We start from the raw sequence: 20,324 nt of genomic DNA, 5'->3' as shown, positions 1-20,324 counted from the left end.
CGATCATCGCGGCCACCGTCACCTACTGGTGCAATTGAGTCCGGACCCTAGCGGCCGCGAGGCTGTGAAGGCGGCGCCGGCGCGTTATCCTGTGGGCGACGCCGCAAGCGAGCGGCCCGGAGGCTCAAGATCTTCGACATGCCGAACGACGCGCGCATCGAAGCCATGTTCGACGCGGCCAAGCGCGCGAGGCGGCGCGCCTATGCGCCTTATTCAGGCTTTGCGGTCGGCGCCGCCGTGCTCGACGAGGCGGGCGCGATCCATGCCGGCTGCAATGTCGAGAACGCCGCCTATCCGGCTGGCGCCTGCGCGGAGACCGGCGCGATTTCGGCGATGGTCGCGAGCGGCGGGACGCGAATCGCCGCTATCCTCGTGCTCGGCGCAGGCGACGCGCTCTGCACGCCCTGCGGCGCCTGCCGCCAGCGCATCCGCGAATTCGCCGACGAGAACGCCGCCGTGCTGATTGCCGGCCCCGAGGGCCTGCGCCGCAGCTTCACGCTTGGGGAACTGCTTCCGGAAAGCTTCGGCCCGGACAATCTCGACCGCGACCGGTCGTCGGCGAGCGAACCGGGAGTTTGATCAAGTGGCCGCCGTCACCGTCGTCGACCACCCGCTGATCCAGCACAAGCTGACACTGATGCGCGAGAAGGAGCGCTCGACCGCGAACTTCCGGCTGCTGCTGCGCGAGATCTCGCTGCTGCTCGCCTATGAGGTCACGCGCGACCTGCCCGTCGAGCTCGTCGACATCGAGACCCCCGTCGCCCCCATGCGGGCGCCGAAGCTCTCGGGCAAGAAGCTGGTCTTCGCTTCCATCCTGAGGGCCGGCAACGGGCTCGTGGACGGCATGCTGGACCTCGTGCCCTCGGCGCGCGTCGCGCATGTCGGGCTCTATCGCGATCACGAGACGCTTCAGCCGGTGCGCTATTTCTTCAAGGCCCCGGCCGACCTTACCGAGCGTCTGGTCATTGTCGTCGACCCGATGCTCGCCACTGGAAATTCCGCGGTCGACGCGGTGGCCGAGCTCAAGGACGCCGGCGCGCGGGACGTGCGCTTCCTGTGCCTCCTCGCCGCCCCGGAGGGCGTCGCGCGCTTCGCCGAAGCGCATCCCGACGTCGCGGTGTTCACCGCCGCGATCGACGAGAGGCTCAACGAGCAGGGCTACATCGTGCCGGGCCTCGGCGACGCCGGCGACCGGCTCTACGGGACCAAGTGAGCGAGGCGAGGCGCAGGCCGCAAAAAGCGTAAGAGCTAACGATTTGGATTTTGGCGATGGGCGTGAGGAATTACGAGGGCAAGCGCGCTGCAATGGGGCGCTGGCTATATGACGGAGTGATTGAAAAAACTGTAGAAATTATCGCTTTCGATTATGATTACTACTTTGAGTTGCCCGGTCATGACGGGAGACGGACCTGGAAACCTTATTCATTGAATGTTGATGGCTTTCTTTACTATGTAAGAGCTGACGGCGGCGAGCCTCTATCTATGGAGCCGTTTCAATCGATTTCCGACGCAAAGGCTTGGGTTGACGCTCAGCCATGGGCACCCATCGATTGGGAAAATTGAGTCCAAATCTAAGCCGACCCACTACCCACGGTGACGCAGATTGACATGGCGCGGTCCGCCGCTCCAAAGGTCGGGCCGCCAAAAAGCCCCTTCCGCTGGAGCCTTCCCCCATGTCCCATGCCGACCTCGCCGCCGCGATCGACGACGCGTGGGAGAAGCGGGCCGAGATCGGGCCGTCCACCACGGGTCCAGCCCGCGAGGCGGTCGAGCACACGCTGGCCGGTCTCGACAAGGGCGAGATCCGGGTGGCCGAGCCGAAGGGCGGGGACTGGACGGTCCATCAATGGGCCAAGAAGGCCGTGCTGCTGTCGTTCCGGCTGAACGACATGGCCCGCATTCCGGGCGGCCCAGGCGAGGCCGCCTGGTGGGACAAGGTGCCGTCGAAGTTCGACGGCTGGACCGAGCCCGAGTTCCGGGAGGCGGGGTTCCGCGCGGTGCCGGGCTCGATCGTGCGGCGCTCGGCCTATGTCGCGCCGGGCGTGGTGCTGATGCCGTCCTTCGTGAATGTCGGGGCCTATGTGGATTCCGGCACCATGGTCGACACCTGGGTCACGATCGGCTCGTGCGCGCAGATCGGCAAGGACTGCCACATCTCGGGCGGCGTCGGCATCGGCGGCGTGCTGGAGCCGCTGCAGGCCGGGCCGGTGATCATCGAGGATAACTGCTTCATCGGCGCCCGCTCCGAGGTCGCCGAGGGTGTGATCGTGCGTAAAGGTTCGGTGCTGTCGATGGGCGTGTTTCTCGGCGCCTCGACCAAGATCGTCGACCGCGCGACCGGCGAGACCTTCTATGGCGAGGTGCCGGAATATTCGGTCGTGGTGCCGGGCGCGCTGCCGGGCAGGCCGCTTGCGGACGGAACGCCAGGCCCGTCGCTCGCCTGCGCCGTGATCGTCAAGCGGGTCGACGAGAAGACGCGCTCCAAGACCGGCATCAACGAGCTGCTGAGGGCCTGATGACTCCGGACCCGCGCGATCCCGTCGCGGTCGCGCAGGCGCTGATCGCCTGCGAGAGCGTGACGCCGGACGAAGGCGGGGCGCTGGCGCTGCTCGAGAGGCTGCTGACGCCGCTCGGCTTTTCGGTCGAGCGGCCGGTCTTCTCGGCCTCCGGCACGCCCGACGTCGAGAACCTCTATGCCCGGCGCGGCGAGGGCGCGGCCTTCGTCTTCGCCGGCCACACCGATGTCGTTCCGACCGGAGACGCCGCCGGATGGCGTCACGGCCCGTTCTCCGGCGCGATCGAGAACGGCGAGCTCCACGGCCGGGGAGCGGTCGACATGAAGGGCGCGGTCGCCTGCATGGTCGCCGCCGTCGCGCGGCGCCCCGAGGCCGCGCCCGTGGCCTTCCTGATCACCGGCGACGAGGAGGGTCCGGCGGTCAACGGTACGGCCAAGCTGCTCGAATGGGCGGCCTCGCGCGGCGAGCGCTTCTCCGCCTGCCTGCTGGGCGAGCCGACCAATCCGGAGGCGCTCGGCGACGAGATCAAGGTCGGCCGCCGCGGCAGCCTGTCGGGCACGGTCACGATCCGCGGGGTGCAGGGCCATGTCGCCTATCCGCACCGGGCCGACAATCCGGTCAGGAAGCTCCAGAAGGCGCTCGCCGCGCTGATGGACGAACCGCTCGACCAAGGCACGGACGTTTTCCAGCCGTCCAATCTGGAAGTGGTGTCGGTCGAGGCTGGCGCCGGGGCGTTCAACGTCATCCCGAGCGAGGCGCGGTTCGCCTTCAACATCCGCTACAACGACCGCCACGACGCCGACACTCTCTCGGCTTTGATCGTCGAGCGGCTCGACCGTGCGGTCGGCGAAGGCGCCTATCAGCTCGTCTTCGAGCCCCGGACCGGCGACGCGTTCCTGACGCCGCCCGGGCCGCTCAGCGACCTCGTGGCGGACGCCGTGGAGGCCGAAACCGGGCGACGCCCGGCGCTGACCACCTCGGGCGGCACCTCGGACGCGCGCTTCATCAAGTCCTACTGTCCGGTGGTGGAGTTCGGCCTCGTGGGCCAGACCATGCATCAGATCGATGAGCGCGTCGCCGTGGCGGACCTCGAGACGCTGACCCGCATCTATGAGCGGGCGCTCGTGGCCGCGACCGGACAGGCGAGCCTCCAGTGAGCATCGCCCTGTGGTGCGTGCTGTTCGCGGGGCTTCTGCCGATCCTGTGCGCCGGCGCGGCCAAGAGCGGCGCGAGCGGCTTCGACAATGCGCGGCCGCGGGAATGGCTCGCCAATCTAGAGGGTTGGCGCAAGCGCATGAACGCCGCCCAGCAAAACGGCTGGGAGGCGTTTCCGCTGTTCGCCGCCGCGGTTCTGGTCGCCTCGACCAATGGCGGCCCGCGCGGGGCGGTCGATCTCCTCGCCTTGCTCTGGGTCGCGTTCCGGCTGGCCTATGTCTGGGCCTATGCGGCCGACCGGCCGACGCTGCGATCCGGCTTTTTCACGCTCGCTCTCCTCTGCGCGGTCACGATTTTCGTTTCGCCCGCCTGGGACTGAGCCTCACTCGGCGACCAGCGTCATTCCGAGCTCGGACGCCTTGGCGTGGACGTCCTCCTGCGACCGGCGGAGCCGCAGGCTGATCACGCTCGCCGGGACCTTCTCGCGGATCAGCTCCTTGAGCTGCTGGACGTTCTCGACCGTCCAGCCGCGGTCTTCCTGAACTTCGGCCATCTCGACCTCCCTTCGATATGACGATGGGAGGTATGGGCGGCGGCAGTCAGCGTCGAGCAGTAGGCATGCCTAAAAGGGCGGCAGATGACGGGGAGCGCCATCCCGGCCAATCGTCAACCTCAACCGTCATGCCCGACGGCAGTCGGGCATCCACGCCTTACTGAGATCGCGGAACTCGACGCCCAAGTCGTGGATACCCGCGCTTCGCGCGGGCATGACGGCGAAAGGCGCGGGGATGCCGGAAGCGGTTCAGAACTTCCGCGAGACCATCATGTGCTTGATCTCGGCGATCGCCTTGGCGGGGTTCAGCCCCTTGGGGCAGGCCTTGGCGCAGTTCATGATGGTGTGGCAGCGGTAGAGCTTGAACGGATCCTCGAGCTCGTCGAGGCGTTCTCCGGTGCGCTCGTCGCGGCTGTCGACCAGCCAGCGATAGGCCTGCAGCAGCGCGGCCGGGCCGAGATAGCGGTCGCCGTTCCACCAGTAGCTCGGGCAGGACGTCGTGCAGCAGGCGCACAGGATGCACTCATAGAGCCCGTCGAGTTTTTCCCGATCGTCGCGCGACTGCCGCCATTCGCCGCCAGGGGCGCGGGTGTCGGTCTTGAGCCAGGGCTCGACCGAGGCGTGCTGGGCGTAGAACTGGGTGAGGTCCGGGACCAGGTCCTTGATCACCGGCATGTGGGGCAGCGGGTAGATCTTCACCGTGCCGCCGTCCGCGCACTCGTCCATGCCCTTGGTGCAGGCGAGCGTGTTGGTCCCGTCGATGTTCATCGCGCAGGAGCCGCAGATGCCCTCGCGGCACGAGCGGCGGAAGGTGAGCGTCGAGTCGACCTTCGACTTGATCCAGATCAGCCCGTCCAGGACCATCGGCCCGCAGTCGTGGCGGTCGACATAGAAGGTGTCGACGCGCGGGTTGATCCCGTCGTCCGGGTTCCAGCGATAGACCTTGAACTCAGTGGTCTCCTTGGCCCCCGAAGGCTTCGGCCAGACCTTGCCTTCGACGAGGCGGGAGTTCTTGGGGAGGGTGAGTTGGACCATATTCTTCTCAGGCTTCGATAAGGTCGAGGCGCTTCTCTATGCGCTGAAGACGGGACTCGAACCGATCGAGCCGGTGATCCAGCCGCACGATGTCCGAACGCAGTCCGGACATCTGCTCTTCGAGCGACGCGACGCGACCGGTCAGGTCGTCCAGGCGCTCACCGATGCGATCGACTTTGGCGTCGATCTGCCGAAGGAACCGCAAAACGAGAGAGTCCGGTTCGTCGACCATTCGGCCCGCCCCTCAATACACCCGCGCCTTCGGCTCGATGTACTGGATGTCGTTGGTCATCGTGTAGGTGTGGACCGGCCGGTAGTCGATCTTCACCGTCTTGGCGTCGACGTCGCACCAGGAGAGGGTGTGCTTCATCCACTGCTTGTCGTCGCGGTCCGGAAAATCCTCGCGGGCGTGGGCGCCGCGGCTTTCCTTGCGGTTGACGGCGCTCTCCATGGTGACGACCGCCTGGGAGATCAGGTTGTCGAACTCCATGGTCTCGATCAGGTCCGAGTTCCAGACCAGCGACCGGTCGGTGACGTTGACGTCGCCCGCGCCGGACCAGACCTCGTGGATCAGGCCCTTGCCCTCCTCCAGCACCTCGCCGGTGCGGAACACGGCGCAGTTCGACTGCATGACCTTCTGCATGTTCAGCCGAAGGTCCGCGGTGGGCGTGCCGCCGGAGGCGTGGCGGAAGCGATCGAGGCGTTCGACCGCCATGTCGGACGCGCCCTTCGGCAGCTCAGCATGCGAGGCGTTCTGCTCGACTGTCGCGGCGCAGCGGTCGGCGGTCGCGCGGCCGAACACCACGAGGTCTATCAGCGAGTTGGAGCCGAGCCGGTTCGCGCCGTGGACCGAGACGCAGGCCGCCTCGCCGATCGCCATCAGGCCGCGCACGACGGCGTCCGGGTCGCCGTTCAGCTTGGTCAGCACCTCGCCGTGAAAATTCGTCGGCACGCCGCCCATATTGTAGTGCACCGTCGGGAGGACCGGGATCGGCTCCTTGGTCAGGTCGACGCCCGCGAAGATCTTGGCGCTCTCGGAGATGCCGGGCAGCCGCTCGTGCAGCACCTTCGGGTCGAGATGGTCGAGATGCAGGTGGATGTGGTCGCCGTTCTTGCCGACGCCGCGGCCCTCGCGGATCTCGACGGTCATGGAGCGCGAGACCACGTCGCGTGAGGCGAGGTCCTTGGCCGACGGCGCGTAGCGCTCCATGAAGCGCTCGCCCTCGGAATTGGTGAGGTAGCCGCCCTCGCCGCGTGCGCCCTCGGTGATCAGGCAGCCCGCGCCGTAGATCCCGGTCGGGTGGAACTGCACGAACTCCATGTCCTGAAGCGGCAGGCCGGCCCGCAGCACCATGGCGTTCCCGTCGCCCGTGCAGGTGTGGGCCGAGGTCGCGGAGAAATAGGCGCGGCCATAGCCTCCGGTGGCGAGGATCGTGCGCTTGGCCTGGAAGCGGTGGAGCGTGCCGTCGTCCATCTTCAGCGCCACGACGCCGACGCAGGCGCCGTCGTCGTCCATCATCAGGTCGATGGCGAAATACTCGATGAAGAACTGCGCCTTGGCCTTGAGCGAGGCGCCGTAGAGCGTGTGCAGGATGGCGTGGCCGGTGCGATCCGCGGCCGCGCAGGTGCGCTGCGCGGTGCCCTTGCCGTAATGGGTCGTCATGCCGCCGAACGGGCGCTGGTAGATCTTGCCCTCCTCGGTGCGCGAGAATGGCACGCCCCAATGCTCGAGCTCGTAGACGGCGGCCGGCGCGTTCCGCACGAGGTACTCGATCGCGTCCTGGTCCCCGAGCCAGTCGGAGCCCTTGACGGTGTCGTACATGTGGAAGCGCCAGTCGTCCTCGCCCATGTTGCCGAGCGCGGCCGAGATGCCGCCCTGCGCCGCCACCGTGTGCGAGCGCGTCGGGAACACTTTCGTGATGCAGGCCGTCTTGAGCCCGGCTTCCGAGCAGCCGACGACCGCCCGCAGGCCAGCGCCGCCCGCGCCCACCACAACGACGTCGAACTTGTGGTCGGTGAACGGATAGGCCCGGCCGTTGACCGCCGGGCCGCTCGCTCCATTCGGCTTCGCGGCCATCGCCCTAGACTCCGAAGCTGATCTTGAGCAGCGCGAAGGCCGCAGCAAGGCCGATCACGATCGCGAAGAAGGTGTTGGCCATGAGCGCCAGCAGCTTCAGCAGGTCGTCATGGACGTAGTCCTCGATGATCACCTGCATGCCGATCCGCATATGGACCGTCGCGGACAGCACGAACAGCAGCATCAGGATCGCGACGCAGGGATTGCCGAGCGTCGCGGTCGCGCCCGCATGGCTCGATCCGGCGAGGGTCGCCACCACGCCGATGAAGACCAGCGTCAGCGGCAGATTGGCGACGGCGGTGAGGCGCTGGAGCCAGAAATGCTCTGTTCCGGACTTCGCCGAGCCGAGGCCGCGGACCTGTCCGAGCGGCGTGCGCATGATGCGAGCGACCTCCTTCGATCTTCAGCCGGCCGCGCCCTTCAGCGCGTAGCCGACGATCCAGATCAGCAGCGTCAGCCCGATCGAGCCTGCGAGCGTCGCGCGGTAGAGCAGCTCGCGCTGGCCAGGCTCGAAGCCGTGGCCGACGTCCCAGATCAGATGCCTCACGCCGCCGAGCGCATGATGGACGAGCGCCCAGGTGTAGAAGAACAGCACCAGCTGCCCGAGGATCGAGCCGTAGACCGCCTGGGCGGTCGCGAAGGCTGAAGGCCCCGCGGCCGCGGACACCAGCCAGATCACGACCAGCACCGTGCCGACATAGAGCGCGCCGCCGGTGATGCGATGCACGATCGACATCATCATCGACAGCATCGGGCGGTAGATCTGGAGATGCGGAGACAGCGGCCGGCCGGGAGCGGCGTTCGGCGAGTCCATATGCGCTGGACCTTTTTGCCTGTCTGGACCTGTTCGAAGCTTGAGTCGTGGAAGTAGCCGATGGTGCGCCGCAGCGCAACGCTGCGACGCGCATGCCAGGGCTCTCTTTGGTCGACCCCCGCCGGGGTCGGCGCCGCGCGCCTCGGCCGGCCTCAAGTCGGACAATGTCGCATGGCTGCGACAAGTTGTCCGTACGAGGTTTCCCGGATTTTTTCGGCTTTCGACTTCGAGCCACTCTCACCGGCAGAGAACGCGCGGCCAGAAGGCCCGCGAAACAATGAGGGTGGCAGACATGACGGTCACACCCGTGATCAAGATCGGCGAGACGACGATGCGACGCCGCGCCCCTCGTCTTGCAGGCGACATGCGGCGCGCGCAGATCATCGAAGCTGCGTGCCAGTTCTTCGCGGACAACGGCTTCAGCGGCCCGACCCGCGACCTGGCGGCCTCGATCGGCGTGACGCAGGCGCTGCTTTATCGCTACTTCGACTCCAAGACGGATCTGATCGACGCCGTGTTCGCCGAGGTGTTCCGGCGGAACTGGAGCGACGACGCGGTCGAGCGCTTCGAGGCCGGGGCCGACAAGCCGATGGCCGATCGGCTGGTCGACGTCTACGAGGCGATGCTCTCGCGGATCAGCTGCACCGCGACGCGGCTGTTCTTCCGGGCCGGCCTCGACTCCTACGCCAAACCGATCTCCCGCAGCGCGAGCATGTGCTGGCCGCTCTGGACCGCGATGATCGAGGCCTGGCGGCGCGAGGAGGGGCTGCTGCCGCTCGCCGCGAAGCCGCTGCTCGAGGGGGAGCGCGCGCTGGTGCTGGCCTTCCACGACGCCATGCTGATGATCCGCGTTCGCGAGCACATCCTGCATGTCGCGCGCAGGCTCGACGACGCGGACGAGATCCGGCAGGTGGCCGAGACCTACGACGCCGGCGTGCGCGCGGTTCTGCGCAGGCTGCATTCCGGCGAAGAGACCGGCGCGCGCTCCGAGGTCATGGCGACCGAGGCGCAAGCCGCGGCCTGAACGGCCTGAGGTCGCGACGACCGACTTCGATCCCGGCCCGTCCGATCCGCGGGCCGGGATTTTTCGTCTTGGCGGAAGGTCGGCGTTCTTGCCTTATCCCCTTGAGGGAGAAGGTGGCCGCGAAGCGGCCGGATGAGGGGCGACGGCGGCGCCGTGTTCGGAGGCGGCGCCGCCGTCACCCCTCACCCTGACCCTCTCCCACAAGGGGAGAGGGGATTGCCGTCGCGCTCAGCGCGGCATGAGCAGCCAGAGGTCGAGGTCGAGCACGACCGCCGCATGGTCCTTGCCGTCTTCGCCCTCGCGCGGGAAGTCCGTCGGCGGACAGTCCTTCAGGCCCGTCAGCCTCACCCTCAGCGCGCCGACGTCGTCCCGGCCCGGCAGCGGTTGCTTGTCGAGGATTTCCGACCAGGCGTAGAGCGTGTCGCCCGCGAAGATCGGCGCGACGTGCCGGCCGCCATTGATCCCGGCGACGTGGAAGGCGTTTTCGAGCCCGTTGTAGCTCAGGCTCCGCGCCAGGCTGATGACGTGGCCGCCATAGACCAGCCGCCGGCCGATCTTGCTCGATTTCTGCGCGAAGCCGTCGAAATGGACACGGGCGGTGTTCTGCCAGAGTCTCGTCGCGAGCTGGTGCTCGGCCTCCTCGACCGTCATGCCGTCGACATGGTCGATCTTCTCGCCGACCGCATAGTCGCCGAAGCGGCGGGCCGAGCCCGACTCGGCGTCGTCCCATTTCTCGAGGTCGATGCGCGGGCAGGCCTGGCCGAGCTCCGACGGGTCGACGACGGAGGGCAGCTCCGGGACCACCGTGTCCTGCACCGGCCGGCCGCCCTGCATGCGCACCAGCACCCAGCGGACATAGTCGAGGACGGGAGCGCCGTCCGAGCGGAGGCCCCTCGTCCGCACCCAGACCACGCCGGCGTCGCCTTTCGAGGTCGGCCGGACGCCGATAACCTCGGAGGTCGAGACCAGCGTGTCGCCCGGAAACACCGGCCGCAGGAAGCGCCCGGAGGCGTAGCCGAGATTGGCGAAGGCATTGAGCGAGACGTCCGGCACCGTCTTGCCGAACACGACGTGGAAGGTGATCAGGTCGTCGACCGGATTGCGCGGATAGCCGACGGCGCGTGCAAAGGCGTCCGAGGACTGGACCACGAAGCGGGACCCGTAGAGCGCCTGATAGAGCGCCACGTCGCCTTCCGTCACGGTGCGGGGCGTCGCGTGCCGGATCACGTCGCCGACGATGAAATCCTCGAAAAACCGTCCCGCTCCGGCCATGCGCCGCTCCGTCCGTGCCGTTGTGCGGCGCAGTATGTGGCACGGTCATGCGGGAACGGCGACATCGACATTCGTCGCCGACGGCCTTTCCGGGAGGTGAAGAGAGCACGGCGATTTATGCCGTTCCGCTTCACGCCGCCTTCAAGCGCAGCATGCCAACCTCGTGATCGGGATGAGCGGCGGCGCCGCGAAATGCGAGGATCAAGCCTGATGACGCTGGTCGAAACGGCTGGACGGCCCGCGGATGGGGGCCAGGCCATTCGGATCGCCGAAGAGGCGCGCCTGGCGCTTGCGCATGAACGCGCCGGCCGCTTCCGCGAAGCGTGGCGGCAATGGGAGAGGCTGCGCGACCTCAATCCCGCCCGCAGCGACTGGAACGCGCCGCTCGCCGCGAGCTATCTGCGCTACGCCTTCTCCTGGACCTCCGACTGCGGGGAGGGCGCGCTCGCCGAGGTCGAGGCCGCCCTGCTGCGCGGCATGTCGATCCTGACCATCGACCTCGCGCATGGGGTCGACGACGTCGCGCGGCTGATGCTGATCGCCCGCGCCTGCGAGCAGCGCTGCATCCTGAGGGCTTTCGGCGAAGGCTGGACAAGCGCGGCGCGCGACGATCTCGACGCCGGCAAGGCCGCGCTCGTCACCGGCGACGAGCGCCAGATCCTGGCCGCGGGCGTGGCCGCGACCGCGGCGTTCGACCTCGTCGCGCTGTGCGCGCCGTCGCTCGCCCCGCTCGCGGGCGAACTCGCGCAAAGCTGCCTGAGGCTCGCGGTGACGCTCCAGGCCGCGGGCGCGGATCAGCAGGCGCGCGAGCTGGAGCTCCGGGCCGAGACCGTGCTGCTGGGGCCGGGCCGGCACGAACGGCGGCCGACGTTGGTCGCGATCGAGGGCGACGCCAACACCACGCCGGCGCGCCGGCCGTCCCTCCGGCTCGTTACCAGTCGGACAGCTTGATCTCGTCCGACCAGTCGACGCCCGGGATCTCCTTGGTGATCGCCTGGCCGCAGATCACCGTGCCCTTGACCGGATCATAGGTCAGCGACGGGTCGCCCTGCAGCGTCCAGCCCTTGTTGATCGCGTCCGACACGCGCTTGCAGAAGGCGGCGTCGTCGGGGCCTGTGAGGAAGCGGTAGAGTTTCATCGCGGGTCCGGTCAAAACGTCATGGCGATCGGGCATGCCGCGCCGACCGACGGTCCGACTCCGGTTTAAGATCGCGGCGGCCGGAAAATCCAGCCCTCGTTCAGTCGACCACCAGCCGCGCCTCGTTGGCGTCGTATTCGAGCCGCCAGTTCGAGAAGGACGGTCCCAGCGTCTCGAAGCGACCCTCGACGCCGTCCCGCGCATAGACGATGCGATAGACGCCGGCGGGGAGTGTCTGGCCGGGCCGCGGCAGGGTGACATAGAGGGCTCCGCCCAGCGTGGCCTTGCCGCGCACGAAGATGTTTCCGACGCGGCGTCCGCGGGCCTCGACGGTCAGCGCGCCTGCGCGGTCAGGATGTCGGTAGTGCCCCGCGACGGTGAGCGTGTTGGTCCCGGTCAGGACGTTTCCGGAATTCGTGATCGTCCCCGAGGTGATCCGTTCGGACCCGTCCGGACCCGACGTCGAACGGAAATTGAGGATGCCGCCGGCGAGAACCCGGAACGTCGCTCGCTCCGGCGTGCTGCGCCCCTGGAAATTGACGATGGGCGCCGGACTTCCGACCGACGAGAGAACCGTGACGTCCATCGTCTCGGCGGAGGACGAGCCGGTGAACCGGATTTCGCCGGCGTTCGAAACCTTGGCGTTCCCGCCGCGCGAGATGTCCTCGAACAGAAAAAATCCGCCCCGGCCGACCTCGATCTCGGCGCTCGTCTGATCGGTCGACGCGTTCAGCCGCGCAGGGCCGCTCATGATCATGTGACCGCCGGGCTCCAGCACGAAGCGGGGGGCGTTGGCCGACTGGGTGAGCAGCCCCTGGCCTTCGAGGTTGAAAAATCCGCGGCTCTTGATGAGGAACTCGTATTTCGGCGCCTTGCGCAGGATCAGCACCGTGTCGATCCGCGTCGTGATGTCACCGTCCGGAGGGCGCTCGACGATCCAGACCTCGCGCTGCTCCGCGCCCTCCGCGAACAGCGCGAGCCCGTCCGGCGGCCTGACCATCTTGCCGCCGCGGTTCGGCGACGCCGTGTACCAGTTGCTCAGGTCCCGGCTTCGGTCCGGTCCGTGAGTCCAGATCGGGCCGCGCTTGCCGTGCCAATAGGCGTCGCGGGCGTAAGCCTCGGCGGCGACGGCGCCGAGAAGCAGCGCCATGAGAAGCGTGAAAAGGGGCCTCGCCATCGCCGATCGGGCTCCTCGATCCCCGGATCTGCTTCGGTGTGCGGCCGCAGGAGCGAGCGGTCTCCCCGCAGGCGTCGCCCTCACGGGACGACGAGCCAGAGCTCGCCCGGCGTGTCGTTGTCCAGAAACGCGCCCGGGATCGGCGTTGTCAGGCTGAACCCCGCCGGCGGCGCCGTGGCGTCGAATTTGAACACCCGGTAGCGGCCGCGCGCCGCGGGCTGGCCGAGAGGGAAGGGCTTCACGTCGAGGGTTCCGCGGAGCTGGTCGGCCTTGCCCTTGACCACGATGTTGCCGATGCGCTTTCCCCTGAGCTCGACATAGACGTAGCCGCCATTGTGCGGATGGGCGTAGTCGACGTCGACGGTCAGCGTGTTCGTCCCGAGATGCAGCTCGCCGTAGAGATTGATCCATCCGGCGGAAATCCGGCCGTCGCCGTTCGGGCCGCGCGTCTGCGAGAAGTCGAGCGACGCGTTGTTGAGGATGGCGAAGTCGGCATGGCCGCCGTCGCTCCGGTTCGAAAATGCGACGGTGGAACGCTGGTTGAAGATCACGCCGGCCGTGATCTCCATGTTCTCGGCCGAACTCTCGTCCGAAAAGTTAAGCTTTCCGGCGAGCACCTGGACGGTGGAGTCTCCGCCGCCGCTGAGGTCGCGGAACCTCATCTCGGCGTTGTCGATGGAGATGCGCGCGCTGGTGATCTCCTGCCGGGCCTTGAACGTCGCCTCTCCCGTGACTTCGAAGATCGATCTCGGCCTCAGCAGTACGGTGGGCACGTGCTCGCTGGCGTTGATCATCCCCTGACGCGTTCCCTGGCCGCCGAGGCCGAAGCGGGCGTCGGTCAGGATCTCGAACTCGTATTGCGGGGCGTCCTCCAGCATGTAGATGGTGTTGACGCGGGTGAATGTGTTTTTCGGCTGGTCCGGGTCGGGCTTGTCGACCCAGACCTTGAGCTCGCTCGCCAGATCCGAGAAGGCCGCGACGTCGGTCGGCGGCCTGGACATCCGCCCGCCGTTCCCGGGCGGCTTCGTGTACCAGTTGCTGAGGCCGAGGCCGCGCCTGGGGCCGTCCTGCCAGACCGGCCCGCGCTTGCCGTGCCAGTAGGCGTCGTCCTTCGCCTTCGCGGGGGTTGAATCCGCGCCGAACGTCAGGCTGGCGGCGATCGCCGCGAACAGAACCAAGCGCATCGCTTATGCCCCTGGATCATTTCCAAGGGCGAATGCTGCGCCGGCCCAAGTCGTCTGGCAAGAAGAGCATGAAACAGACGATCAACTTCTCGGTATTGATCGTCGGCTTACTTAAAAACGCGGCGCTCGGGCTAGTCTTTCGTATGGACGCCCGAGCGCCGAGGCTTTCGGTCACGCCGCCTGCTTGAGCAGGCCGCGATTGGCGAGGCATTCGGCGATCTGGACCGCGTTCAGCGCTGCGCCCTTGCGGAGATTGTCGGACACGCACCACAGCACGAGCCCGTTGTCGACGGTCGGGTCCTCGCGGATGCGGGACACGTAGGTCGCGAAGTCGCCGACGCACTCGACCGGCGTCACGTATCCGCCGGGCTCCCGCTTGTCGACGACCAGGATCCCCGGCGCCTCGCGCAGGATATCGCGGGCCTCGTCGGCCGAGAGCGGGTTCTCGAACTCGATGTTGACGGCCTCCGAATGGCCGACGAACACCGGCACGCGCACGCAGGTGGCGGTCAGCTTGATCTTCGGGTCGAGGATCTTCTTGGTCTCGGCCACCATCTTCCATTCCTCCTTCGTGAAGCCGTCCTCCATGAAGACGTCGATGTGAGGAATGACGTTGAACGCGATCTGCTTCGGGAACTTGCCGCCCTCGTGCTCGGGCGACTGGTTCACGTAGATGCCCTTGGTCTGGTTCCAGAGCTCGTCCATGGCGTCCTTACCGGCGCCTGAGACCGACTGGTAGGTCGAGACCACGACGCGCGTGATCTTGGCCGCGTCGTGCAGCGGCTTCAGCGCGACGACGAGCTGGGCGGTCGAGCAGTTCGGGTTCGCGATGATGCCCTTCTTCGCATAGCCCGCGACCGCGTCGGCGTTGACCTCCGGCACCACGAGCGGCACGTCCGGGTCCATGCGCCAGACCGAGGAGTTGTCGATCACGATGGCGCCGGCCTTGGCGATCTTCGGGCTCCACTCCTTGGACACGGCGCCGCCGGCCGACATCAGGCAGATGTCGGTCTTCGAGAAGTCGAACTGCTCGAGCGCCTGGCATTTCAAAGTTCGGTCGCCGAACGACACCTCCGTCCCGAGGCTCCGCCGCGAGGCGAGCGGGACGAGCTCGTCGACCGGGAATTCCCGCTCGTCGAGGATGTTCAGCATTTCGCGGCCCACATTGCCCGTGGCGCCGACGACGGCGATCCGATAGCCCATTTGAAGCTCCATCGGCCCGGCGAGGACGCCGGACCTTCGTCTTAAGTACGACCCTTCACGGCCGCGACGGTTCCATGACGTGAAACGCGGGCGATTTCAACGTTCCGTGTCCGACATTCCGCGCCGCAACCAAAACAGCCCTTCCGGCGTTCCGCGAAATATGGCGATATGGCGCCAGGAGGGCCAGATGATGTCCGTGAAGCTTGGCAGATGGGTTGTCGCCGCGGCGCTCGCCACGGCTGTCGCGGTCCCGGTCGGCGCGGCGCCCGCATTCGCGCAAGATGATGGCGTGTCGGTCACGATCCGCAAGGCGCCGAGCTATCTCAACACCCGCACGACGCCCAATCCGGGTTCGGCGAGCCCCGCCGCGCGCGCGACCTCGGCCCAGTATCAGCCGTTCTTCCAGCAGCGGAACAGCATCTCGTTCGCGCGCTACCCGCTGCCGGCGACCTTCGACCTGCCCGGGTACTGACAGGCGCGTCGCCCGTCAGGGCGCGAACAGCAGGAAGCCGTAGGTCGCGAACAGGACGAGGTGGATCAACCCATAAAGGATGTTGGTCCGCCCCGTCCCGAAGGTGAGCAGCGCGACCGCGACCGTGACCAGCAGCAGCACCGTGTCCTTGGCCTGAAGCCCGAGCTCGAGCCTCGCGCCGAACAGGATCGAGATGACCGCGACCGCCGGTATGGTGAGCCCGATCGTGGCGCAGGCCGAGCCGAGCGAGAGGTTGATGCTCTTCTGGATCTTGTCGGCTCGCGCAGCGCGGATCGCGGCCGTGAACTCCGGCAGCAGGATCAGCATGGCGACGATCACGCCCGCGACCGCGTCGGGCGCCCCGGCGCGCGACAGGCCGAACTCGACCGCGCCAGTGAAAGCCTTGGACAGCAGGATCACGGCGGCGAGCGACAGGACGAGCAGGGCGAGCGAAACGGCGGTGTCCCGTTCGCTTGGCACGTGCGCGCGGTCGGCTTCCTCGTCGCCTTCGATCACGACCGAGAAATACTCCCGGTTCCGCACGGTCTGCGTGTAGAGAAAGGCGGCGTAGATCGCGAGGGTGGCGGCCGCCACATAGGCGAGCTGGCTCACCGAATAGGCCCCGCCGGGCGCGCCAGAGGTGTGGTTCGGCAGCACGAGCGACAGCGCGGCGAGCGGGATCAGCACCGCGAGATAGGCGTTGGCGCCGGTGACCCTGAAGTTCTGCTCGCGGTGCCGCAGCCCGCCGGTCAGGATGCAGAAGCCGACCAGCCCGTTCACCACGATCATCACCACGGCGAAGATAGTGTCGCGCGCGAGCGCCGGGTTGCCCTCGTCGCCGATCAGCGCCGAGCCGATCACCGCGACCTCCATGACGGTCACGGCCATCGTCAGCACCAGCGTGCCGATCGGCTCGCCCGTGCGATGCGCGATCACCTCGGCGTGATGGACGGCTGCGAACACCGCGCCGAACAGGATCGGCATGAGGATCACCGCGACCGCGACGTCCGCGGCGGAGCCCGAAAAGCTCTTGCCGAGCCCGAGCGCCGTGATCACGGCGAAGAATCCGAGGCCCGCGACCGGGAAGGCCCAGCTCGAGATCGGCAGCCTTGCGGCGTGGTGGGTCGGCATGATGCTCCTTCAAGACGGGCGTCGCCGTCTCGCCGGTCTTTGCGGGAATGCGGGGAATGACTTAATCCAGGCTCGGGTTTAGTCCGCCGGCGCCCTTCGTCCAGCCGGAACCGCGTGGCGAGAACGTAAAATGGACGTCATGGCGTCAGGGGCCCACAGCCTCGCTCCCGACCATATCCCGTCGACCGAGACGCTCGCGGCCGCCCCGCGGCCCGATCATCTGCTGGTCGCCGAGATGGTGCAGCCGGGTTCGCGCGTGCTCGACGTCGGTTGCGGCGACGGCGCGCTGCTGCGCCTGCTGATCAAGGAGCGCGGCGTCGACGGCCGCGGCATCGAGCTGTCGCAGTCGGGCGTGAACGCCTCGGTGGCGCACGGCCTGTCGGTCGTGCAGGGCGACGCCGACACCGACCTCACCTATTACCCCGACGACGCCTTCGACTACGTCATCCTGTCCCAGACGCTGCAGGCGACGCGGCGGCCGAAGCAGGTGGTCGAGGATCTTCTGAGGATCGGCCGGCGGGCGGTGGTCTCGTTCCCGAATTTTGGCCATTGGCGGACGCGCCTCCAGTTCCTCGCCGAAGGCCGCATGCCGACCAACGCCAACCTGCCCGACGCCTGGTACGAGACGCCCAACATCCATCTCTGCACGATCCGCGACTTCGTCGACCTCGTCGGCCTGCTGGGCGCGCAGATGGAGCGCGCGGTCGCGCTCGACGCCACGGGGCGGCCGGTCAGGGTCAACGCCCCCTGGTGGTTCTGGAACCTGTTCGGCGCGCAGGGGGTGTTTCTGCTCAGGCGCTCGTGAGCCCGCGCGGGGCGGGAGCGGGCACCCCGACGGCCGCGGGCCTCAGCGCCGGCGCGACCTTCACGCGACGGGCCGAGCGCGCGGGGATCGCGCGCATCGCCTGCTTCGTCGCCTCGACGATGTGGACCCCGGCGAAAGGTCCCCAGAGCTTCGAGCCGATCCGCTCGAAGGCGAGCGCCGATCGCAGCATCAGCCGCCGCTCCATCGGCGGCATGAACAGCGCCTCGTCCCAGCCCTCGGGCGCGAACAGCGCCTCGCGCAAAAGGTCGGTCAGCTGGCTGCGGCTGAACGGCCGGCCGTGGCCGAACGGCGTCGCATCGGACTGCGCCCAGGCGCCGCGCCGGTTCGGGGCGATCGCGATCAGCCGGCCGCCGGGCGCGAGGCATCGCCAGGCCTCGCGCAGCAGCTCCACGGCGTTGTCGCTGGTCTCGAAAGCATGCACAGCGACGATCCGGTCGAGCGCGGCGTCGGGCAGCGGCCACATGCCGTCCTCGACCAGCGCGGCGGCGTTGGGCCGCTCGGCGGGCCAGGCCGCGACGCCCATCTGCGCCGGACAGAAGGCGAGCAGCCGCTCGGCGTCGTCGCGGAACACGCCGAGATAGGGGGTGGCGAAGCCGACCCCGAGCACGCGGGCCCCGCGCACGTCCGGCCATCGGGCGCGCAGCTTCGCCCGCAGGATGCGCCGGGCGAGCTCGCCGAGCGGGCGGGCGTAGAAATCGCGGAGGTCGACGACGTCGAGGGCCATGGGACTGTTTTAAGGGGACGACGTGAATCTTTCGACGTCACGACCCCGTCATCGCGCGGGCCAGGACCAGCGCGGCGGGTCGTCGCCGTCGTCCGCGAGCGTCTCGCCGAGCTCTTTTCGCAGCTCGATCCGCCGCGCGCCCGAGGCGCCGAGCCCCTCGACGAGCGGGAGCGCGTGGGAGATGACCACGATCTGCGACCGCTCCGACGCGAGAGCGATCAGGCGCGCCAGGGCGGCAAGCAGGTCGGGATGCAGGCTGGTCTCCGGTTCGTTGAGGATCATGAGCGCCGGCGGACGCGGCGACATCAGCGCGGCGATCAGCAGCAGATAGCGCAGCGTGCCCTCGGACAGCTCGGCCGTCTTGAGCGGCCGGAGCAGGCCGTGCTGGCGCATCTCGAGGTCGAACCAGCCACCGTTGGAGACGATCTCGACCCGACTACCAGGAAAGGCGTCGTTCACCGCCGCGGCAAGTCCCTCTGCGTCGCCGATTTCCTGGATCGTGCCGAAGGCGGCCGCGAGATCGGCGCCCTCGCCGTCGAGCACCGGCGTGTAGGTGCCGACCTGTGGTCGGCGGGCGGGCGCGTCACGGTCGGCGCGCAGATGATCGTAGAAGCGCCACTGCCGCATGCGCTCGCGCAGCACAAGCAGCTCGACGGCGTCCTTGGGGTCGGCGCAATGGGTCATCATGCTGTCGAAGGAGGCGAGGCTGGTCATCGCCTGACCCCAGCCACCCGACCCGTCGCGGATCCGGACTCCCGGCCCGTTGCGCAGGGCGAAGGCGTTCGAACGGCCGAGGAACTCGCCTGTCCAGAGCGCCTCCGCCTTGATGTGCGGATCTAGGTTGAACAGGCTCGGCGGCTTCTGGGGCGGAAAGCCGAGGTCGATCGCATAGCCGTAATCCTCGCCCGCGAAGCCAAGCTTGAGCGAGATCGACCCGCTGCGCACGACGCCCGTAATGTCGGTTTCGCCGCGCTTCATGCCGCGCGAGAACGATTCGGGGCCGGCCCATAGCGTCGACTGGATGCCGCCTTCCGTCGCGAGCGACTGGATGATCCGCCCCTGCGCGACGTCGGCGAGCAGCCTGAGCGCCCGGTAGAGGCTCGACTTGCCGCTGCCGTTCGGCCCGGTCACGACGTTGAGGCGCCCGAGCGTCAGCCTGACGTCGCGAAGCGAGCGATAGCCGGAGACGCAGAGCCGCGTGATCATGCCGTTTCCGACAGCCGGCTAAGTCGGGCGCCGGGGGGCGATGCGACGCCCCGGGTCGCCAGCCACATCAGTCCCGCCGGCACGCATGCGTTGAGGATCTGGATCGTCGCGAGCGTCGCCTCTCCGAACCAGGAATGAAGATAGGCGATCAGCGAGCCCATCAGAACCGCATGCACGACGACGCCCGCCAACGCCGTCGCGAGGATCGCGCGGAGTCCCGCCCCGTAGCGTCGCGCGGCGACGAAAAGCGTCCAGAGGCTGAGCGGCAGGAAGATCGCCACGGCCGTCAGCAGGCCGGGATTGTAATGGCGGGCCACGACCGCCGGCCCGACATGGGCGAACAGGTTGACCAGCGGGATGGCGAAGAAGGCGAGTCCGATGAGCGGCCGGCGCGGCGCGAGCAGCGCCGAGATCAGTCCCGCGCCCCAGACCGAGCCGACATTCACGGCGGTGATGAAGGAGAACGGGATGGGGCAGGAGGCCGCGTCGCGGAAGCCCAAAGTCGCGCAGAGCTCGCCGCGGAAGGCGTAGGGCTCGCCGAGGAGGTCGACGCCGTGCTCCTCGAACTGGTGCAGCAGATAGGCCGCGACCCCGAGCCAGACGAGCCATGTCATGTCCCGCCAGCGCGAAACGCTGCGGTCGGTCTGAAGGCCGTTCCCGGCGGCGAGCAGGATCAGCAGGATGCCGGCGGCGCCGAGGCCGATCCATGGCCAGGTGGTTGCGAATGGCGCCATGGCGCGCCAGCTTAAGGGTGAATCGCTTCGGAGAAATAACTTCTTCGGCGCGGCGCAGACCATCGCCATGAGGTTCGCCCGGG

At 68.1% G+C, this 20,324-nt stretch carries 25 protein-coding genes; 10 read left to right on the top strand and 15 right to left on the bottom strand.

Annotation, left to right across the window (positions count from 1 at the left end; translation table 11 throughout):
* The first annotated feature begins 138 nt into the window (after window positions 1–138).
* From EK403_RS09455 to EK403_RS09430, 6 genes are all read left to right on the top strand, one after another.
* Window positions 139–579 carry a cytidine deaminase gene (locus EK403_RS09455; protein WP_128777245.1) on the top strand — a complete coding sequence of 147 codons (441 nt, stop codon included), beginning with the start codon at window positions 139–141 and terminating at the stop codon, window positions 577–579.
* Between the two features lie 4 nt (window positions 580–583).
* Window positions 584–1,213, top strand: a complete 630-nt coding sequence (gene upp / locus EK403_RS09450; protein WP_128777244.1) for a uracil phosphoribosyltransferase — start codon at window positions 584–586, stop codon at window positions 1,211–1,213.
* A 62-nt stretch (window positions 1,214–1,275) separates the two neighbouring features.
* Window positions 1,276–1,563, top strand: coding sequence for a hypothetical protein (locus tag EK403_RS09445; RefSeq protein ID WP_128777243.1), 288 nt, complete (start codon window positions 1,276–1,278; stop codon window positions 1,561–1,563).
* A 110-nt stretch (window positions 1,564–1,673) separates the two neighbouring features.
* Complete coding sequence (gene dapD, locus EK403_RS09440) at window positions 1,674–2,516, top strand: 2,3,4,5-tetrahydropyridine-2,6-dicarboxylate N-succinyltransferase (protein ID WP_128777242.1); 843 nt, start codon at window positions 1,674–1,676, stop codon at window positions 2,514–2,516.
* Window positions 2,516–3,673, top strand: coding sequence for a succinyl-diaminopimelate desuccinylase (gene dapE, locus EK403_RS09435; RefSeq protein ID WP_128777241.1), 1,158 nt, complete (start codon window positions 2,516–2,518; stop codon window positions 3,671–3,673). Before dapD ends, dapE begins: the two co-directional genes overlap by 1 nt.
* Window positions 3,670–4,050, top strand: a complete 381-nt coding sequence (locus EK403_RS09430) for an MAPEG family protein (RefSeq protein ID WP_128777240.1) — start codon at window positions 3,670–3,672, stop codon at window positions 4,048–4,050. The genes dapE and EK403_RS09430 overlap by 4 nt, the downstream gene beginning before the upstream one ends.
* A gap of 3 nt (window positions 4,051–4,053) precedes the next feature.
* On the opposite strand, the gene EK403_RS22325 is transcribed toward EK403_RS09430, so the two are convergent.
* From EK403_RS22325 to sdhC, 6 genes are all read right to left on the bottom strand, one after another.
* On the bottom strand, window positions 4,054–4,224 hold the full coding sequence (locus EK403_RS22325; RefSeq protein ID WP_164919558.1) for a hypothetical protein: 171 nt from the start codon (window positions 4,222–4,224) through the stop codon (window positions 4,054–4,056).
* 249 nt (window positions 4,225–4,473) lie between these two features.
* Window positions 4,474–5,259, bottom strand: coding sequence for a succinate dehydrogenase iron-sulfur subunit (locus tag EK403_RS09425; protein WP_128777239.1), 786 nt, complete (start codon window positions 5,257–5,259; stop codon window positions 4,474–4,476).
* A gap of 7 nt (window positions 5,260–5,266) precedes the next feature.
* Window positions 5,267–5,491 carry a hypothetical protein gene (locus EK403_RS09420; protein ID WP_128777238.1) on the bottom strand — a complete coding sequence of 75 codons (225 nt, stop codon included), beginning with the start codon at window positions 5,489–5,491 and terminating at the stop codon, window positions 5,267–5,269.
* A 12-nt stretch (window positions 5,492–5,503) separates the two neighbouring features.
* Window positions 5,504–7,336 carry a succinate dehydrogenase flavoprotein subunit gene (sdhA, locus tag EK403_RS09415; protein ID WP_128777237.1) on the bottom strand — a complete coding sequence of 611 codons (1,833 nt, stop codon included), beginning with the start codon at window positions 7,334–7,336 and terminating at the stop codon, window positions 5,504–5,506.
* A 4-nt stretch (window positions 7,337–7,340) separates the two neighbouring features.
* Window positions 7,341–7,715 carry a succinate dehydrogenase, hydrophobic membrane anchor protein gene (gene sdhD, locus EK403_RS09410; RefSeq protein WP_128777236.1) on the bottom strand — a complete coding sequence of 125 codons (375 nt, stop codon included), beginning with the start codon at window positions 7,713–7,715 and terminating at the stop codon, window positions 7,341–7,343.
* Window positions 7,716–7,739: 24 nt separating this feature from the next.
* Window positions 7,740–8,150: a succinate dehydrogenase, cytochrome b556 subunit gene (gene sdhC / locus EK403_RS09405; protein ID WP_128777235.1), complete on the bottom strand. Its 411-nt coding sequence runs from the start codon at window positions 8,148–8,150 to the stop codon at window positions 7,740–7,742.
* Between the two features lie 292 nt (window positions 8,151–8,442).
* Here sdhC and EK403_RS09400 point away from each other — a divergent pair, with 292 nt between their 5' ends.
* On the top strand, window positions 8,443–9,174 hold the full coding sequence (locus EK403_RS09400) for a TetR/AcrR family transcriptional regulator (protein ID WP_128777234.1): 732 nt from the start codon (window positions 8,443–8,445) through the stop codon (window positions 9,172–9,174).
* Window positions 9,175–9,402: 228 nt separating this feature from the next.
* Here the strand turns inward: EK403_RS09400 and EK403_RS09395 are convergent, their stop codons facing one another.
* A complete protein-coding gene (locus EK403_RS09395; RefSeq protein WP_128777233.1) occupies window positions 9,403–10,446 on the bottom strand; it encodes a MaoC family dehydratase in 1,044 nt (347 codons plus the stop codon).
* A 210-nt stretch (window positions 10,447–10,656) separates the two neighbouring features.
* Here EK403_RS09395 and EK403_RS09390 point away from each other — a divergent pair, with 210 nt between their 5' ends.
* On the top strand, window positions 10,657–11,397 hold the full coding sequence (locus EK403_RS09390) for a hypothetical protein (RefSeq protein ID WP_128777232.1): 741 nt from the start codon (window positions 10,657–10,659) through the stop codon (window positions 11,395–11,397).
* On the opposite strand, the gene EK403_RS09385 is transcribed toward EK403_RS09390, so the two are convergent.
* From EK403_RS09385 to EK403_RS09370, 4 genes are all read right to left on the bottom strand, one after another.
* The gene (locus tag EK403_RS09385; RefSeq protein WP_128777231.1) at window positions 11,378–11,584 is read right to left on the bottom strand and encodes a DUF1737 domain-containing protein; all 207 of its coding nucleotides are present in this window, start codon (window positions 11,582–11,584) and stop codon (window positions 11,378–11,380) included. The genes EK403_RS09390 and EK403_RS09385 overlap by 20 nt on opposite strands.
* 100 nt (window positions 11,585–11,684) lie before the next feature.
* Entirely contained in the window at window positions 11,685–12,761 is a 1,077-nt protein-coding gene (locus EK403_RS09380) for a hypothetical protein (RefSeq protein WP_128777230.1), read from the bottom strand.
* A gap of 80 nt (window positions 12,762–12,841) precedes the next feature.
* The gene (locus EK403_RS09375) at window positions 12,842–13,945 is read right to left on the bottom strand and encodes a hypothetical protein (RefSeq protein ID WP_128777229.1); all 1,104 of its coding nucleotides are present in this window, start codon (window positions 13,943–13,945) and stop codon (window positions 12,842–12,844) included.
* Between the two features lie 171 nt (window positions 13,946–14,116).
* Window positions 14,117–15,148 carry an aspartate-semialdehyde dehydrogenase gene (locus tag EK403_RS09370; RefSeq protein WP_128777228.1) on the bottom strand — a complete coding sequence of 344 codons (1,032 nt, stop codon included), beginning with the start codon at window positions 15,146–15,148 and terminating at the stop codon, window positions 14,117–14,119.
* Window positions 15,149–15,335: 187 nt separating this feature from the next.
* Between EK403_RS09370 and EK403_RS09365 the strand changes: the two genes are divergently transcribed.
* Window positions 15,336–15,620: a hypothetical protein gene (locus tag EK403_RS09365; protein ID WP_128777227.1), complete on the top strand. Its 285-nt coding sequence runs from the start codon at window positions 15,336–15,338 to the stop codon at window positions 15,618–15,620.
* 15 nt (window positions 15,621–15,635) lie between these two features.
* On the opposite strand, the gene EK403_RS09360 is transcribed toward EK403_RS09365, so the two are convergent.
* Window positions 15,636–16,751, bottom strand: coding sequence for a calcium:cation antiporter (locus EK403_RS09360; RefSeq protein ID WP_128777226.1), 1,116 nt, complete (start codon window positions 16,749–16,751; stop codon window positions 15,636–15,638).
* A gap of 139 nt (window positions 16,752–16,890) precedes the next feature.
* Between EK403_RS09360 and metW the strand changes: the two genes are divergently transcribed.
* Window positions 16,891–17,556 carry a methionine biosynthesis protein MetW gene (gene metW / locus EK403_RS09355; protein WP_128777253.1) on the top strand — a complete coding sequence of 222 codons (666 nt, stop codon included), beginning with the start codon at window positions 16,891–16,893 and terminating at the stop codon, window positions 17,554–17,556.
* On the opposite strand, the gene EK403_RS09350 is transcribed toward metW, so the two are convergent.
* Genes EK403_RS09350 through EK403_RS09340 form a run of 3 tightly spaced genes read right to left on the bottom strand, consistent with a single transcriptional unit; the run spans window position 17,543 to window position 20,241 of the window.
* Window positions 17,543–18,301 carry a methyltransferase domain-containing protein gene (locus tag EK403_RS09350; RefSeq protein ID WP_128777225.1) on the bottom strand — a complete coding sequence of 253 codons (759 nt, stop codon included), beginning with the start codon at window positions 18,299–18,301 and terminating at the stop codon, window positions 17,543–17,545. The genes metW and EK403_RS09350 overlap by 14 nt on opposite strands.
* Before the next feature lie 48 nt (window positions 18,302–18,349).
* A complete protein-coding gene (locus EK403_RS09345) occupies window positions 18,350–19,507 on the bottom strand; it encodes an AAA family ATPase (protein ID WP_128777224.1) in 1,158 nt (385 codons plus the stop codon).
* Complete coding sequence (locus EK403_RS09340; RefSeq protein ID WP_164919556.1) at window positions 19,504–20,241, bottom strand: HXXEE domain-containing protein; 738 nt, start codon at window positions 20,239–20,241, stop codon at window positions 19,504–19,506. The genes EK403_RS09345 and EK403_RS09340 overlap by 4 nt, the downstream gene beginning before the upstream one ends.
* Between the last annotated feature and the right edge of the window lie 83 nt (window positions 20,242–20,324).

Origin of the sequence: Hansschlegelia zhihuaiae (assembly GCF_004103825.1) — a bacterium.
Taxonomy (GTDB): Bacteria; Pseudomonadota; Alphaproteobacteria; order Rhizobiales; family Methylopilaceae; genus Methylopila; species Methylopila zhihuaiae.
Note: the sequence above shows the minus strand (reverse complement) of the source record. Positions and strands in the feature narration are given on the sequence as shown.

Coding starts and splice junctions, on each gene's coding strand:
- EK403_RS09455 (WP_128777245.1), top strand. CDS start 139: ATGCCGAACGACGCGCGCATCGAAGCCATGTTCGACGCGGCCAAGCGC.
- dapD (WP_128777242.1), top strand. CDS start 1,674: ATGTCCCATGCCGACCTCGCCGCCGCGATCGACGACGCGTGGGAGAAG.
- dapE (WP_128777241.1), top strand. CDS start 2,516: ATGACTCCGGACCCGCGCGATCCCGTCGCGGTCGCGCAGGCGCTGATC.
- EK403_RS22325 (WP_164919558.1), bottom strand. CDS start 4,224: ATGGCCGAAGTTCAGGAAGACCGCGGCTGGACGGTCGAGAACGTCCAG.
- EK403_RS09425 (WP_128777239.1), bottom strand. CDS start 5,259: ATGGTCCAACTCACCCTCCCCAAGAACTCCCGCCTCGTCGAAGGCAAG.
- EK403_RS09420 (WP_128777238.1), bottom strand. CDS start 5,491: ATGGTCGACGAACCGGACTCTCTCGTTTTGCGGTTCCTTCGGCAGATC.
- sdhA (WP_128777237.1), bottom strand. CDS start 7,336: ATGGCCGCGAAGCCGAATGGAGCGAGCGGCCCGGCGGTCAACGGCCGG.
- sdhD (WP_128777236.1), bottom strand. CDS start 7,715: ATGCGCACGCCGCTCGGACAGGTCCGCGGCCTCGGCTCGGCGAAGTCC.
- sdhC (WP_128777235.1), bottom strand. CDS start 8,150: ATGGACTCGCCGAACGCCGCTCCCGGCCGGCCGCTGTCTCCGCATCTC.
- EK403_RS09400 (WP_128777234.1), top strand. CDS start 8,443: ATGACGGTCACACCCGTGATCAAGATCGGCGAGACGACGATGCGACGC.
- EK403_RS09395 (WP_128777233.1), bottom strand. CDS start 10,446: ATGGCCGGAGCGGGACGGTTTTTCGAGGATTTCATCGTCGGCGACGTG.
- EK403_RS09390 (WP_128777232.1), top strand. CDS start 10,657: ATGACGCTGGTCGAAACGGCTGGACGGCCCGCGGATGGGGGCCAGGCC.
- EK403_RS09385 (WP_128777231.1), bottom strand. CDS start 11,584: ATGAAACTCTACCGCTTCCTCACAGGCCCCGACGACGCCGCCTTCTGC.
- EK403_RS09380 (WP_128777230.1), bottom strand. CDS start 12,761: ATGGCGAGGCCCCTTTTCACGCTTCTCATGGCGCTGCTTCTCGGCGCC.
- EK403_RS09375 (WP_128777229.1), bottom strand. CDS start 13,945: ATGCGCTTGGTTCTGTTCGCGGCGATCGCCGCCAGCCTGACGTTCGGC.
- EK403_RS09370 (WP_128777228.1), bottom strand. CDS start 15,148: ATGGGCTATCGGATCGCCGTCGTCGGCGCCACGGGCAATGTGGGCCGC.
- EK403_RS09365 (WP_128777227.1), top strand. CDS start 15,336: ATGATGTCCGTGAAGCTTGGCAGATGGGTTGTCGCCGCGGCGCTCGCC.
- EK403_RS09360 (WP_128777226.1), bottom strand. CDS start 16,751: ATGCCGACCCACCACGCCGCAAGGCTGCCGATCTCGAGCTGGGCCTTC.
- metW (WP_128777253.1), top strand. CDS start 16,891: ATGGCGTCAGGGGCCCACAGCCTCGCTCCCGACCATATCCCGTCGACC.
- EK403_RS09350 (WP_128777225.1), bottom strand. CDS start 18,301: ATGGCCCTCGACGTCGTCGACCTCCGCGATTTCTACGCCCGCCCGCTC.
- EK403_RS09345 (WP_128777224.1), bottom strand. CDS start 19,507: ATGATCACGCGGCTCTGCGTCTCCGGCTATCGCTCGCTTCGCGACGTC.
- EK403_RS09340 (WP_164919556.1), bottom strand. CDS start 20,241: ATGGCGCCATTCGCAACCACCTGGCCATGGATCGGCCTCGGCGCCGCC.